This window comes from Klebsiella sp. PK01 (assembly GCF_057624675.1).
The window spans coordinates 144,947-158,970 of the sequence record NZ_JBYEZM010000005.1 but is presented as its reverse complement, the minus strand read 5'-3'; the positions used below and the strand labels follow the sequence as shown (position 1 = coordinate 158,970).

Annotated in this window: 11 protein-coding genes; 6 read left to right on the top strand and 5 right to left on the bottom strand. The window is 56.3% G+C overall.

From position 1 onward, the window contains the following. Positions 1-36: 36 nt before the first annotated feature. The gene (gene zapB, locus AC22LX_RS17045) at positions 37-282 is read right to left on the bottom strand and encodes a septal ring assembly protein ZapB (RefSeq protein WP_020077673.1); all 246 of its coding nucleotides are present in this window, start codon (positions 280-282) and stop codon (positions 37-39) included. Positions 283-720: 438 nt separating this feature from the next. On the opposite strand from zapB, the gene AC22LX_RS17040 reads away from it, so the two are divergent. Next, positions 721-1,569 carry an MIP/aquaporin family protein gene (locus tag AC22LX_RS17040; RefSeq protein WP_015369132.1) on the top strand — a complete coding sequence of 283 codons (849 nt, stop codon included), beginning with the start codon at positions 721-723 and terminating at the stop codon, positions 1,567-1,569. 21 nt (positions 1,570-1,590) lie between these two features. Continuing rightward, positions 1,591-3,102 (top strand): glycerol kinase GlpK, encoded by a 1,512-nt coding sequence (gene glpK / locus AC22LX_RS17035; RefSeq protein WP_045411423.1) that lies wholly within the window; start codon positions 1,591-1,593, stop codon positions 3,100-3,102. A gap of 114 nt (positions 3,103-3,216) precedes the next feature. Here the strand turns inward: glpK and gltS are convergent, their stop codons facing one another. Then, the gene (gltS, locus tag AC22LX_RS17030) at positions 3,217-4,419 is read right to left on the bottom strand and encodes a sodium/glutamate symporter (RefSeq protein WP_015703819.1); all 1,203 of its coding nucleotides are present in this window, start codon (positions 4,417-4,419) and stop codon (positions 3,217-3,219) included. A 287-nt stretch (positions 4,420-4,706) separates the two neighbouring features. Here gltS and AC22LX_RS17025 point away from each other — a divergent pair, with 287 nt between their 5' ends. The 4 genes from AC22LX_RS17025 to AC22LX_RS17010 all read left to right on the top strand — a co-directional run bounded on the left by AC22LX_RS17025 (position 4,707) and on the right by AC22LX_RS17010 (position 11,126). After that, entirely contained in the window at positions 4,707-6,098 is a 1,392-nt protein-coding gene (locus AC22LX_RS17025; RefSeq protein ID WP_015369129.1) for a nucleobase:cation symporter-2 family protein, read from the top strand. Between the two features lie 161 nt (positions 6,099-6,259). Then, the gene (locus AC22LX_RS17020) at positions 6,260-7,957 is read left to right on the top strand and encodes an AsmA family protein (RefSeq protein WP_063447239.1); all 1,698 of its coding nucleotides are present in this window, start codon (positions 6,260-6,262) and stop codon (positions 7,955-7,957) included. A 216-nt stretch (positions 7,958-8,173) separates the two neighbouring features. Then, positions 8,174-9,733 carry a PTS transporter subunit EIIC gene (locus AC22LX_RS17015; RefSeq protein WP_487334112.1) on the top strand — a complete coding sequence of 520 codons (1,560 nt, stop codon included), beginning with the start codon at positions 8,174-8,176 and terminating at the stop codon, positions 9,731-9,733. Between the two features lie 13 nt (positions 9,734-9,746). Continuing rightward, entirely contained in the window at positions 9,747-11,126 is a 1,380-nt protein-coding gene (locus AC22LX_RS17010; protein WP_045390560.1) for a family 4 glycosyl hydrolase, read from the top strand. Between the two features lie 484 nt (positions 11,127-11,610). Here the strand turns inward: AC22LX_RS17010 and AC22LX_RS17005 are convergent, their stop codons facing one another. The 3 genes from AC22LX_RS17005 to AC22LX_RS16995 form a co-directional block, all read right to left on the bottom strand. Then, entirely contained in the window at positions 11,611-12,333 is a 723-nt protein-coding gene (locus AC22LX_RS17005; protein WP_015369125.1) for a MurR/RpiR family transcriptional regulator, read from the bottom strand. 71 nt (positions 12,334-12,404) lie between these two features. Beyond that, positions 12,405-13,079 carry a D-lyxose/D-mannose family sugar isomerase gene (locus AC22LX_RS17000; RefSeq protein WP_047078202.1) on the bottom strand — a complete coding sequence of 225 codons (675 nt, stop codon included), beginning with the start codon at positions 13,077-13,079 and terminating at the stop codon, positions 12,405-12,407. Further along, positions 13,076-13,993 (bottom strand): ROK family protein, encoded by a 918-nt coding sequence (locus AC22LX_RS16995; RefSeq protein WP_396279304.1) that lies wholly within the window; start codon positions 13,991-13,993, stop codon positions 13,076-13,078. The genes AC22LX_RS17000 and AC22LX_RS16995 overlap by 4 nt, the downstream gene beginning before the upstream one ends. Positions 13,994-14,024: the final 31 nt, after the last annotated feature.

The window sequence follows — 14,024 nt, the reverse complement described above, 5'->3', positions numbered from 1 at the left end:
AAAACCCCCTCCCGGGCGGGAAGGGGCGGGAAGCGATTAGACTTCTTCCATGCGGCCCAGCAGCGCCTGCAGACGATCCTGCCAGCCCTGCTGTTGTTCTCTCAGCTGGCTATTTTCACGCTCCAGCTCTTCACGGCCGTGCTGCGCGCTCTGCACTTCCTGCGCCAGCGTGGTGTTCTTTTCTTTCAGCTCTTCGATTTCCATCTGCAACAGAGTGATGGTATCAATCGCCTGCTGAACTTTTGATTCTAATTTCTCAAACACTTCTAATGACATCGTCATACCTCTCCTGATCTTGCAAGGCGTTGATAGAAACTCGTGTTTCGTATACGCGGTCCCGCCTTAACGAATTAGCGCACAATAGCGGTGTTGTCGTCGATTGTATGAATCCCCGCCTCACCTGTCCAGCGACAACCCGCGCAGATTGCGGTTTGCAACACTTTTCAGTCTTTACCTGGTGCGTTCGCGGCAATTGCCCCGAACTTCTCTGGCGATTGTTAATCAATGAGATAACAAAATACGCAGAAAAAGGTGGGTAAATGTGCCGCAACACGCGTTTATGGCGCGAAAACGCTCATTTTCTTGACGAGGGACACAAATTTAAATTTCGATATTTCTCGTTTATGCTCGTTAACGATAAATTAACACTATGCCTACAAGGCACCGTGGTCGTCCGCGACCAACATACTTACAATAATCACTTCGCTTCAGGATCCGATTATGAGCCAGACATCAACATTAAAAGGCCAGTGCATCGCAGAGTTTCTCGGTACCGGGTTGTTGATCTTTTTCGGCGTTGGGTGCGTAGCTGCGCTCAAAGTCGCAGGAGCCAGCTTCGGTCAGTGGGAAATCAGCATCATCTGGGGTCTGGGGGTGGCTATGGCTATCTACCTGACCGCGGGCGTATCCGGTGCGCACCTTAATCCGGCGGTCACCATCGCCTTATGGTTATTCGCCTGCTTTGATGGGCGCAAAGTTGTTCCTTTTATTATTTCGCAATTCGCCGGCGCCTTTTGCGCTGCGGCATTAGTTTACGGGCTTTATTACAATCTTTTCTTCGATTTCGAACACACCCACAACATGGTACGCGGCAGCGTGGAAAGCCTTGAGCTCGCCGGTATCTTCTCGACCTACCCTAACCCGCATATCAATTTTGTGCAGGCCTTCGCGGTAGAAATGGTGATTACCGCTATCCTGATGGGCGTGATTTTAGCACTGACCGACGACGGCAACGGCGTACCGCGCGGCCCGCTGGCGCCGCTGCTGATTGGCCTGCTGATTGCTGTTATCGGCGCCTCCATGGGCCCACTGACCGGCTTCGCGATGAACCCGGCGCGTGATATCGGACCGAAAGCCTTCGCCTGGCTGGCAGGCTGGGGCAACGTCGCCTTCACCGGCGGCAAAGATATTCCTTATTTCCTGGTGCCGCTGTGCGCACCGGTGGTCGGCGCGGCGCTGGGCGCATTCAGCTACCGCAAATTCATTGGCCGCCATCTGCCTTGCGACACCTGCGTCGAGGAAGAAAAAGAATCCGCTTCTTCCGCGTCGCAACAAAAAGCTTCGCTGTAATCTGACTACGGGACACCAATTATGACCGAGAAAAAATATATCGTTGCGCTCGACCAGGGCACTACCAGCTCCCGCGCCGTCGTGATGGATCACGACGCCAATATCGTCAGCGTGTCACAGCGTGAATTCGAACAAATTTATCCGAAGCCAGGCTGGGTTGAGCACGACCCGATGGAAATTTGGGCCTCGCAGAGCTCTACGCTGGTCGAAGTGTTGGCGAAAGCCGACATCAACTCCGACGAAATTGCCGCCATCGGCATCACCAACCAGCGTGAAACCGCCATCGTATGGGAGCGTGAGACCGGCAAGCCTATTTATAACGCTATCGTCTGGCAGTGTCGCCGTACCGCGGATATCTGCGAGCAGCTCAAGCGCGACGGCATGGAAGAGTACATCCGTAAAGCCACCGGCCTGGTGGTGGACCCGTACTTCTCCGGCACCAAAGTGAAGTGGATCCTTGACCACGTCGAAGGCGCCCGCGAGCGCGCCAAGCGCGGCGAGCTGCTGTTCGGTACCGTTGATACCTGGCTTATCTGGAAAATGACCCAGGGGCGCGTGCACGTCACCGACTACACCAACGCCTCGCGTACCATGTTGTTCAACATCCATGAACTGGACTGGGACGACAAAATGCTCGACGCGCTGGATATCCCGCGCGCCATGCTGCCGGAAGTACGTAAGTCTTCTGAAGTGTACGGCCAGACCAACATCGGCGGCAAAGGCGGCACCCGTATTCCTATCTCCGGCATCGCCGGCGACCAGCAGGCGGCGCTGTTTGGCCAGCTGTGCGTGAAAGAAGGGATGGCGAAAAATACCTACGGTACCGGCTGCTTCATGTTGATGAACACCGGTGAAAAGGCGGTGACCTCAACCCACGGCCTGCTGACCACCATCGCCTGCGGCCCGACCGGCGAAGTGAACTACGCGCTGGAAGGCGCGGTGTTTATGGCCGGGGCGTCGATTCAGTGGCTGCGTGATGAAATGAAACTCATCAACGATGCTTTCGATTCTGAATACTTCGCCACTAAGGTGAAGGACACCAACGGCGTGTATGTGGTGCCGGCCTTTACCGGTCTTGGCGCGCCGTACTGGGATCCGTATGCCCGCGGCGCGATTTTCGGCCTGACCCGCGGGGTGAACGCCAACCATATTATCCGCGCCACGCTGGAATCTATCGCCTATCAGACGCGTGACGTTCTGGAAGCGATGCAGGCCGACTCCGGTATCCGTCTGCACGCCCTGCGCGTGGACGGCGGCGCGGTCGCCAACAACTTCCTGATGCAGTTCCAGTCCGATATTCTCGGCACCCGCGTGGAACGCCCGGAAGTGCGTGAAGTCACGGCGCTGGGCGCCGCCTATCTGGCAGGTCTGGCAGTCGGCTTCTGGCAAAACCTCGACGAGCTGCAGGAGAAAGCGGTGATTGAACGTGAATTCCGCCCGGGTATTGAAACCACCGAGCGCAACTATCGTTACAGCGGCTGGAAGAAAGCGGTGAAACGCGCGTTAGCGTGGGAAGAGCACGACGAAGCGTAAGATTGTGGAGGTATTCCCGGCTTGCGGCGTAAACGCCTTAGCCGGGCTACAAAATCCCAAACAGCACGATCTTGTAGCCCGGACAGGTGCGCAGCACCGCCTCCGGGTTTTTTATCAGCCAAATATCGGCAGCAACAGGTACAGCTTAATCACCAGCGCGTTGACGATGTCGATAAAGAACGCCCCCACCATCGGCACCACCAGGAAAGCCATATGCGACGGGCCAAAACGGTCGGTAATCGCCTGCATATTGGCAATCGCCGTCGGCGTCGCGCCAAGCCCGAACCCGCAATGACCGGCTGCCAGCACGGCGGCATCATAGTTCTTGCCCATCATCCGGTAAGTCACAAACACCGCATACAGCGCCATCGCCACCGCCTGCACCGCCAGAATAATAATCATCGGCAGCGCCAGCGACGCCAGTTCCCACAGCTTGAGGCTCATCAGCGCCATCGCGAGGAACAGCGACAGGCTGACGTTGCCCAGTACCGATACCGCGCGGTCAAACACGCGATACAGCCCAGCCAGCGCCAGGCCGTTGCTGAGGATCACGCCGATAAACAGCACGCAGACGAAGGTCGGCAATTCAAACACGGTGCCTGCCAGCAGTTGCGCAACCACCTTCCCTACCGTCAGGCAGATAGCGATTAACGCAATACTTTCAATCAGCACCAGCGAGGTGATCATGCGGCCCATATCCGGCTTCTCAAACGCCGTCGGCGCCAGCTGGTCGTCCGGCGTACCGTCCGGCGAGGAAGAGTGCTTCACCAGATAACGCGCCACCGGCCCGCCGATCAGGCCGCCGAGCACCAGGCCGAAGGTTGCGCAAGCCATGGCGACCTCGGTGGCGTTGGCAAATCCGTAACGCTCAACGAACAATTTACTCCACGCCGCCCCGGTGCCGTGACCGCCGGAAAGCGTAATAGAACCGGCCAGCAGGCCCATCAGCGGATCCAGCCCCAGCAGCTTCGCCATGCCGATACCGAGCGCGTTCTGCAGCAGCAGCAGGCCTACCACCACAATCAGGAAAGTGCCAAGCACTTTGCCGCCCGCCCGCAGGCTGGCAAGGTTAGCGTTAAGGCCGATAGTGGCGAAGAATGCCAGCATCAGCGGGTCCTTCAGGCTCATATCGAAATCAATTTCGATATCCATGCTTTTTTTCAAAACCAGCAGCGCCAGCGCCACCAGCAGGCCGCCGGCGACGGGTTCAGGAATGGTATATTTTTTGAGGAATGGGACGTTCTGAACGAGCTTTCGCCCTAAAAGCAACACCATGGTTGCGGCAACGAGCGTCGATAAGGTATCGAGATGCAACATAAAAAAGAGCTCCTTATGGGCGCATGATTCATTCACACGCGACGGTATTCCCGGTGTCGATTACTTCTCATCTTGAGGAGTCGGAGAGCGATTTTAAGCAGAAGTGCGTAAAAAATGACAGAAAAAGATATTTTGTATTAGTGTTGATGCGATCAAGCATACAAAATGTTAATTAATTTGTTACATCTATTCAGTGAGGATATTTTTTGCGCCAAATCGTGGCAAACGTTTGCTTTTGGTCTACAGTCCGATAAAATTCCCGCTTTGCCACCTTGGGATTGTTTGTGATGTCCGTTACGACCGCAGAGTCAGAAAATGCGCAACCGGTTGCGCATAAACCAGCCAGCGAATTAATCTATCGCCTCGAAGACCGCCCGCCGCTTCCGCAAACGCTGTTTGCCGCATTCCAGCACCTGCTGGCGATGTTTGTCGCGGTCATCACCCCGGCGCTGCTTATCTGTCAGGCGCTCGGCCTTCCGGCCGAAGATACGCAACACATCATCAGCATGTCGCTGTTCGCCTCCGGCGTGGCATCCATTATCCAGATTAAAGCCTGGGGACCAGTAGGCTCCGGCCTGCTCTCCATCCAGGGCACCAGCTTCAACTTCGTCGCCCCGCTGATTATGGGCGGCACCGCGCTGAAAACCGGCGGCGCCGACGTGCCGACGATGATGGCCGCGCTGTTCGGCACCCTGATGCTGGCGAGCTGCACCGAAATGGTCCTCTCGCGGGTTCTGCATCTGGCGCGCCGCATTATTACGCCGCTGGTCTCCGGCGTGGTGGTGATGATTATCGGCCTGTCGCTGATTCAGGTTGGCCTGACTTCTATCGGCGGCGGCTATGCGGCGATGGCCGACCACACCTTCGGCGCGCCGAAAAACCTGCTGCTGGCGGGCATCGTGCTGGCGCTGATCATTATCCTCAACCGCCAGCGCAACCCGTACCTGCGCATCGCCTCGCTGGTCATCGCGATGGCTGCCGGTTATCTGGCGGCGTGGTTCCTCGATATGCTGCCGGCTAACACCGCGCCTACCAACAGCAGCCTGATCACTATCCCTACGCCGCTCTATTACGGCCTGGGCATCGACTGGAGCCTGCTGCTGCCGCTGATGCTGGTCTTTATGATCACCTCGCTGGAAACGATCGGCGATATCACCGCCACCTCCGACGTCTCTGAACAACCGGTCTCCGGCCCGCTGTATATGAAACGCCTGAAAGGCGGCGTACTGGCGAACGGCCTGAACTCATTTGTTTCCGCCGTTTTCAATACCTTCCCGAACTCCTGCTTCGGCCAGAACAACGGCGTGATCCAGCTGACCGGCGTCGCCAGCCGCTATGTGGGCTTTGTGGTGGCGCTGATGCTGATTGTGCTCGGCCTGTTCCCGGCGGTAAGCGGCTTTGTGCAGCATATTCCTGAGCCGGTACTTGGCGGCGCGACGCTGGTGATGTTCGGTACCATTGCCGCATCCGGCGTGCGCATCGTCTCCCGCGAGCCGCTGAATCGCCGCGCCATTCTGATTATCGCCCTCTCTCTGGCGGTGGGTCTCGGCGTATCGCAGCAGCCGCTGATCCTGCAGTTCGCGCCGGACTGGCTGAAAAACCTGCTCTCCTCCGGTATTGCCGCTGGCGGTATCACGGCGATTGTTCTGAATTTAATCTTCCCACCTGAGAAGAACTAACGCATTGAAGTTGCGCTCCCCGGTATCGCCACAGCGACCAGGGAGCGCGGCGGCTGTAACATCTCTTCACCTCACTTCATCTCATTTCACTATTCCTGCCTTGAGGATTGCGCATAAATCGTGCATAACACGGTGATGTGTACTTATCAGGATGGAAGATCATGAAATTTCTTGGAAAGCTGATTCTCTGGCTGCTGATCGCCCTGCTGGTCGTTATTGTCGCCGCTTACTTTGCGCTGCAAACCCGCTGGGGGGCGCGCCAGGCGAGCAGTTGGTTAAGCGAAAGCACCGGCTGGAAAATCGCCTTCGATAAGATGGCGCATGACTTCTCTTCCCCACTGCATCTGCAGTTGCAAAATGTCACCTTTGGCCGCGACGGCAAGCCGCCGACGCTGGTCGCCAGAACGGTGGATATCGGTTTTAGCACCCGCCAGTTCAGCGACCCGCTGCACGCCGATGAAATCGTCCTCAGCGACGGCACGCTGAATCTCTCTCCGGCTTCCGCCTCGATGCCGTTTGCCGCCGACCGCCTGCAGCTACGCGATATGGCCTTTAACAGCCCGGACAGCGAGTGGAACCTGAGCGCGCAGCGGGTGACCGGCGGCGTGATGCCGTGGCAGCCGGAAGCGGGCGACGTGCTGGGCAGAAAAGCGCAAATTCAGATGAGCGCGGGCTCGATGAATATTAACGGCGTCGAAGCCAGCAACGTCCTGATCCAGGGGGCAATTGATAACGGCGAGGTGACTCTGAACACCCTTGGCGCCGATATCGCGCTCGGCACGCTGACCGGCAACGCCAAACGCCGCGCCGACGGTAGCTGGCTGGTTGATAACCTGCGCCTGAATGAAATTCGGCTACAGAGCACCAAACCGCTGAATGAGTTCCTTGCGCCGCTCACCTCGGTGCCGTCGCTGCAGATTGGCCGGCTGGATGTGACCGATGCTCGTTTGCAGGGGCCAGGCTGGGCGGTGACCGACCTCGACCTCAACTTGCGCAATCTGACTTTGAGCCATAACGGCTGGCAGAGCGACGACGGGACGCTATCGATGAACGCCAGCGAGTTTATCTACGGTTCGTTGAATTTCCTCGATCCCATCGTCAATGCCGAATTCTCGCCGCAGGGCATTGCGCTACGCCAGTTCAGCTCCCGCTGGGAGGGCGGCATGGTGCGTACCTCCGGCAACTGGCTGCGCGCCGGTAATGCGCTGGTGCTCGACGATGCCGTCTTCGCCGGGCTGGAATATACGCTGCCGTCCAACTGGAAACAGCTGTGGATGGAGCCGATGCCGGGCTGGCTGCAAAGCCTGACGCTGAAGAAATTCAGCGCCAGCCGAAATCTGATTATCGATATCGACCCGGCCTTCCCGTGGCAGATCACCGCGCTGGACGGTTACGGCGGTGAACTACAGCTGGTGAAAGATGGTCAGTGGGGCGTGTGGAACGGTAGCGCCACCCTCAATGCCGCCGCCGCGACCTTCAACCGCATCGACGTACGCCGCCCGTCGCTGAAGCTGAGCGCGAACGCTTCGACGGTCAACATTAGCGAGCTGAGCGCTTTTACCGAGCGCGGCATTCTGCAGGCGACCGCCGCGGTGTCACAATTGCCGCAACGCCAGGTTAATCTGAGCTTGAACGGCCGCGGCGTGCCGCTGAATATTCTGCAGGCCTGGGGCTGGCCTGCGCTGCCGATTAGCGGCGACGGCAACTTCCAGCTAACCGCGAACGGTAGCGTGCAGGCCAATGCGCCGCTGAAACCGAGCGTCAACGGCCAGCTCAGCGCCGCCAATATGGATAAGCAGCAGGCGGCGCAGGTGATGCGCAACGGCGAGGTTAGCAACGCGCCCGCCGCGCCGCAGTAAAGTCATCCTCACCCTGCCCTCTCCCCGCAAAACTCAGCTCTGACAGAACCCTCTCCCTTTCAGGGAGAGGGTTCTGAAACCTGTGCGCAATGAGCGGCTATTTGTACCTATTTCCCGCAACAGGTTCCTTTCAAATATCAGAATTGCTATAACCAAAATACTGGAAGTTGATAAAAATAATGATCCCCTGTACCTACAAAAATAAAAGGAACAACCATGTCTGTAATACGTCAACGTATTCTGGAGAATATGCAAAAATTCTCCAGGGCCATGATCGGCGCAGTATTGTTCTTGCCGGTCATTGGATTAATTCTGGCTCTCAGTTCCGTCTTAACTAACCCAACTCTTATTGCTGAAACCAGTTTCCTTCATCAATTAGGGCAACTACTTGGCGATACCTTCTGGCCATTATTCGGCAACCTCGGATTATTGTTTTGCGTGGGAATAAGTTACGGCCTGGCAAAAGATAAAAAAACGGAAGTCGCGCTTGTCTCGGTGATGTGTTTTATCATGTTTCTCGGCGCCAACCATTCATGGCTGGAACATACGCATGCGGTTGCGGAAAAAATTAACGGCGAATATTACGGCACCGGGCAAACGCAGCTATTAGGCTTTGTGGTCGTCGATATGGGGGTATTCCTCGGAATCATCCTTGGCTGCACCATTGCCTGGGTACATAATAAAGTCTCCAATATTGAGCTGCCCGGCGCGCTATCGATGTATGGCGGGGCGAAGCTGACGCTGGTCGCGATGACGCCAGTCATTATCTGCTACGCCATTGCTTTTACCTGGATTTGGCCGTTTATGACCCACGGTATTAGCGCGCTGACCGGGTTTATGAAGAACGCCGGCGTCGCGGGAGTGTTTGTCTACGGCTTCTTTGAAAAATTCCTTATTCCCACCGGCTTGCACCATTTCGTGTGGTCGCCTTTCCAGCTCACGCAAATCGGCGGCACGCTGAATGTCGATGGCCAGGTGGTCTCCGGCACCCAGGCGATTTTCCTCGCCTATATGCGCCATCCAGACCTGACCCCGGTGATGAACGACGCGTTGCGTTTCTCGCAACAGGGGATGACCACCATCTTTGGCCTGGCGGGCGCATCGCTGGCGTTTTATCACACCGCGAAGCCGGAGAAGAAAGCGATGGCGAAGGCGATTCTGCTGCCGGCGATTATCACCTCGATGCTAACCGGCATCACCGAACCCATTGAGTTCACCTTCTTATTTGTCTCGCCGCTGCTGTGGGTGATCCATGCGACCTTAACCGCCGCTTCACAGGCAATTTGCGACATCTTCACCGTGCGACCGTGGGGCGCCTCCGGCCTGATTGAATTTCTGATCTACAACCTGCCGCTGCCAGTGTCGTTAACCCGCTGGCCTGGGTACGTGCTGATCGGTATTGGCCAATTTATCGTTTATTACGCGATATTCCGCACGCTGGTCGTGAAGTTAAATCTGAAAACGCCGGGCCGCGAGGATGACGATAACGTCAAGTTATACAGTAAGGCGGACTACCGTAAAAAAGTTAGCGGCCCGCAGTCAATAACGGATGAAATTATTAATGGTTTAGGCGGTAAAGCCAATATTATCTCCGTTGATAACTGTTTCACGCGCCTGAGGGTGGCCGTCCATAATATGGCATTAGTTGATGATGAAATATTAAAAAGCACCGGCGCAAATGGCGTAGTACGCAATCGTAATGAAGTTCAGGTTATTTATGGCGTCAAAGTCGGGCAAGTCCGTTCCCGGGTTGATAGCTGGCTAGCAGAAAATTAATTGGGAGTAATGTATGAAATTAACCGTATTAGGCGGGGGCGGCGTACGCTCTGCATTTCTGGCGAAGTCGCTGGCTTATAACGCGCACCGCATTGGTTTAACGGAAGTGGTATTTCAGGATAGCTCAGCGGAGAATTTATCGCTATTTGGTGAAATCGCCCGCTATGTATTTAATACCATTCGCCCGGATATTCATTTTACTACCACCAGCGATCCGATTGCCGCGCTGCAGGGTACCCATTACGTGATTACCACGCTGCGCGTCGGCGGCGATGAGAGCCGCATCCGCGACGAGCGGATTGCGCTGGAGCATAACACGCTGGGCCAGGAGACCACCGGCGCGGGCGGTTTTGCCATGGCGATGCGCTCGATCCCGGCGATCCTGCGCTACTGTCAGTTGATCGAGGAACACGCCGACAAAGACGCGATCCTGTTTAACTTTACCAATCCGTCCGGGCTGGTTACCGAGGCGATTATCAAATCCGGTTTCAAACGCCGGGTGTACGGGATTTGCGATGCGCCGTCGGAGCTCATCCGCGAGCTGCCGGAGATCCTCAGCTGCGACCCGCACGACCTGAGCGTGGAATGCTACGGCTTAAACCACTTTTCCTGGTTTACGCATTTCACCGTGCGCGGGGAAGATGTTACCGCTCAGTTGGTCGCCAACCCGGATTTGTATCGCAAAACGGCGATGCAGTACTTCTCGCCGGAGCTGGTCAAACTGTGCGATAACCAGTTGCTCAACGAGTATCTCTATTACTACTACTATCGCGAAGTGGCGCTACGGGCGATTCAACAGGCGCCGGAGACCCGCGGCGAGCAGATTGCCCGTATCAACCACGATATGCGTCAGGAGCTCAGCGGCGTGGATGTTAAAGCGGATCCGCAGGCGGCCTTTACCATCTGGATGAAGCACTACCTGCGCCGCGAAAACAGCTATATGCAGAACGAGTCGCAGCAGGAAAAATTCCATACTCGCGAGCCGTTAACGTTGCGGCAGTTTATCGAAGAGCCGGATACCGGCGGCTACGCCGGGGTGGCGCTGGATATTCTGGAGGCGGTCAACAGCACCACCACCAAACGCATTGTGGTGTCGATACAGAATAACGACACGCTCGATTTTTTACGCCCCGACGATGTAATTGAAATCAGCTGCGATCTGAGCAAAGAGGGTCTTAAGCCAGTGACGCCGGTTAAGGTACCGACGGCGCAGAAAAATATGATTGCCAGCGTGAAGGAGTATGAACGGCTGGCGGTGGCGGCGATTCTGCAGCAGGACAAATCGCTGGCGGTAAGGGCGTTAATGGCTCATCCGCTGGTCGGTTCATATTCGCTGGCGAAGAGGCTGGTTGCGGCCTATCTCGACGATGAACAGTTCGCCGGGTGGCGGTAACGAGTTCACGCTCGATTGAGTAGATACTGTTATCGATTTGCAACTTTTTCGCTTGAGAAAACGTTTATCGCATGTCGCTTCAGAGGACATTGCGCTCCCGGTTGATTTTTATGCAATATGTTTTCCGTGGCGCAGTGAGCGCACAGGGGGCGGCCAGTCGCCGCCGCCCCCTGTACCCCCGGGCTTTGGCCGCCAAAATCGCCGCTACGCGGTCCCCTCGACTTATCCCTGCAGGCTTCGGGTCGGGCCGAGGCAGCGTCCCTGCAAATCACGGCCCTCAGCCCGCATCCATGCGGGCTGCCCCGGCCTTCCGGGAACGTCTCAGCGATTTTGAGGCCATCAGCACTGGCAGTTTCAGCCAGCGTGGTGAAGACATTAAAGGCAGGTCGCACGGACTGTAGGCCGGGTAAGGCGTAGCCGCCACCCGGCGCAAAAGCGGCTCCTTATCCGCGGATATTGCCCGGCGGCGCTACGCTTAGCGGGGCTACCTATTGCTACGTACGCTGGTAAACCACATTTTTAACAACCGCTCAAAGCCCAATATGCAGTAGCCAAAAAACGGGTTGCTCCAGTAAATATCATCGTCGAACTTCTGCGGGTCGTGAATAATAAACGCTGTATTCGCGGCCTGCGCCAGCGGGCTTTGATAATCGCCGGTAAAGCAAACCAGGTTTATCTCCTTACCTTCCAGCGCCTTAACCCAATTTAACGCCGAACTGCTGCGTCCGGATTTCGAAATGATCCAGATAGAATCAAAGCGGGCAGCGTTTTTTTGCTCAAGGATTTCGTAATCGGGCCACAGCGCCAGGCTGGCGTTCACGCCGGTAACGAGAAACTTATTATAAATATACTGGGCGATCAGCTGCGAAAAGCCGCTACCGTGGATCAAAATACGCTGCTGCTCAAGGCCTGCCAGCAGCGGCGTCAGCGCTTCTGCTGGCTGAATGCTCATATAATCAATATCGTTGGTGACATCGAGTTTTGGCATGGTGATATTGAACTTGATGAAATAGACCAGCTCCAGCCAGCCGCTGAACTTAAGCTTCTTCGCCAGCCGCACCAGCGAAGAAGGATTACTGTAGCAGCGCTCCGCGACGGTGCGGATCCCTTCGCGGATACATAGCTGCGGGTCATTCTGAATAAAACGCAGCACGGTCATTTCGGTTTTACTCAACTTCACGTCACGAAAGATATTTTCTAAGTCCATTACGGGCTCCTCTCAGCGGCAGATTACGCTACCACCGGAGGGCAAATCGGTCTGTGGGATGGCTCTCAACGTCACTGCCGGTATTCACTGCACAGCAGCCATCTTGCAGGTTCATCTTCCTCAATGGAGGGAAAGCGCCCGCCCGCTTCGAGAAAACGATTATCCGTATGGTCGTCATTAACCATTGAAATCTCCCAACCCATCACTATCCCTTTTTCGGCCCAGAAGCGATGATAGAGGCCCACCGGTAGACAGACGCTCTGCCCCGGATGCAGCACCAGCGTCTCAGCGGGTTTCAGCGTACGCTGGCAGCCATCGATCATCACGCTAACATGGCGCTGTTGGTCTAACTGTTCGTCCTGCGTCGCCCAGGCCAGTTGCATGCAGAGGTCGCCGCCGCCGCGGTTAATGATGTCCTCCATTTTGTGGTAATGGAAATGCCAGGGGGTTTGCTGATCTTGCTGAATCTGCAACATTTTTTCCGCGTAGGGTTTGGTATAACGCGGGTCGGATAAGGAACCGTTGCGTAACGTCAACAGCGTAAGGCCCGTTTCGCGAAAGCAACCGCTGGCGAAATCCGTCACATCCCATCCAAGCTGTAGATCCTGGACTTCATGCCAACCTTCATGCCGCTTCTGCGGCCAGATTGACGCCGTAAAGTGGGCAAATTCCGGCAGGCTGATGCGAAAAGTTTCGGCCATCGCCAGCGCTTTATCTATCGCATAGTTAATCTGGGAACGTTTCATGGTTTAACTCCGCTTCGCACGGCAAGCCAGGCAGCGCCGCGCATACCGCTACTGTCGCCATGCCGCGCAGAAATGATAGGGGTAGAAAAATGGTCGGTGAAGACCAACGGGGCGACCGCCGATGGTAAATCCGCTACCAGCTGCGGCGCGTTGGATAAACCGCCGCCCAACACAATCACGCCGGGATCGATGATATTGACAATAGTCGCCAGCGTCCGCGCCAACTGTTGACGAAAGCGATGGATCTGATGGCAAGCGGCGGATTCTCCCGCCTGCGCGCGGGCGAGAATCTGCTCGCTCGACAAACGCTCTCCGCTGAGCTGTCGATAGCGTTCACGTAGCCCCGTTGCGGAAATAAAAGACTCCACACAGTTAAATCTGCCGCAATAACAACGTGTCGGCGGCCCATCCTCCTCAGGAGAATAGCCGGGCAAGGCGATATGCCCGCACTCTGCGGCAATACCTGAGGCGCCGACGAAAGGCTGCCGCTCCAGGGTAATACCACCTCCGCAGCCGGTCCCTAACGTCATGCCGAAAACCGATGAAAACCCTTCTCCGGCGCCATCGCATGCTTCTGATAAGGCGAAACAATTGCCATCGTTGGCTAACACCACCGGCTGACCGAGCGCCTGTTCAAGCGCATCCTGTAAACGATAGCCGTTAATTACCTGAATGTTGGCGTTACGAATGGCGCCATGCTGTGGCGAAACGCTACCCGGCAACGCGATGCCAATAGCCATCGGCGTTCCCGTCCGCGCGCGAATATCGGCAACGAAATCCACGATGCACGATATAAATGCCTGACGGTTTTCTTTCCGTGTTGCGCGGCGGTAACGCCCCCGCTCCCGTCCCTGCTCATCCATCACGACGGCGGCGATTTTCGTCCCACCGACATCCAGTCCGAGGTAATTCATCTTTGCCTCCTGCCGATTGGAAGGCGGGCGT

What these genes read in the sequence shown, in the direction of transcription:
- zapB (WP_020077673.1), bottom strand. Translation starts at nt 282, where the DNA reads ATGACGATGTCATTAGAAGTGTTTGAGAAATTAGAATCAAAAGTTCAG.
- AC22LX_RS17040 (WP_015369132.1), top strand. Translation starts at nt 721, where the DNA reads ATGAGCCAGACATCAACATTAAAAGGCCAGTGCATCGCAGAGTTTCTC.
- glpK (WP_045411423.1), top strand. Translation starts at nt 1,591, where the DNA reads ATGACCGAGAAAAAATATATCGTTGCGCTCGACCAGGGCACTACCAGC.
- gltS (WP_015703819.1), bottom strand. Translation starts at nt 4,419, where the DNA reads ATGTTGCATCTCGATACCTTATCGACGCTCGTTGCCGCAACCATGGTG.
- AC22LX_RS17025 (WP_015369129.1), top strand. Translation starts at nt 4,707, where the DNA reads ATGTCCGTTACGACCGCAGAGTCAGAAAATGCGCAACCGGTTGCGCAT.
- AC22LX_RS17020 (WP_063447239.1), top strand. Translation starts at nt 6,260, where the DNA reads ATGAAATTTCTTGGAAAGCTGATTCTCTGGCTGCTGATCGCCCTGCTG.
- AC22LX_RS17015 (WP_487334112.1), top strand. Translation starts at nt 8,174, where the DNA reads ATGTCTGTAATACGTCAACGTATTCTGGAGAATATGCAAAAATTCTCC.
- AC22LX_RS17010 (WP_045390560.1), top strand. Translation starts at nt 9,747, where the DNA reads ATGAAATTAACCGTATTAGGCGGGGGCGGCGTACGCTCTGCATTTCTG.
- AC22LX_RS17005 (WP_015369125.1), bottom strand. Translation starts at nt 12,333, where the DNA reads ATGGACTTAGAAAATATCTTTCGTGACGTGAAGTTGAGTAAAACCGAA.
- AC22LX_RS17000 (WP_047078202.1), bottom strand. Translation starts at nt 13,079, where the DNA reads ATGAAACGTTCCCAGATTAACTATGCGATAGATAAAGCGCTGGCGATG.
- AC22LX_RS16995 (WP_396279304.1), bottom strand. Translation starts at nt 13,993, where the DNA reads ATGAATTACCTCGGACTGGATGTCGGTGGGACGAAAATCGCCGCCGTC.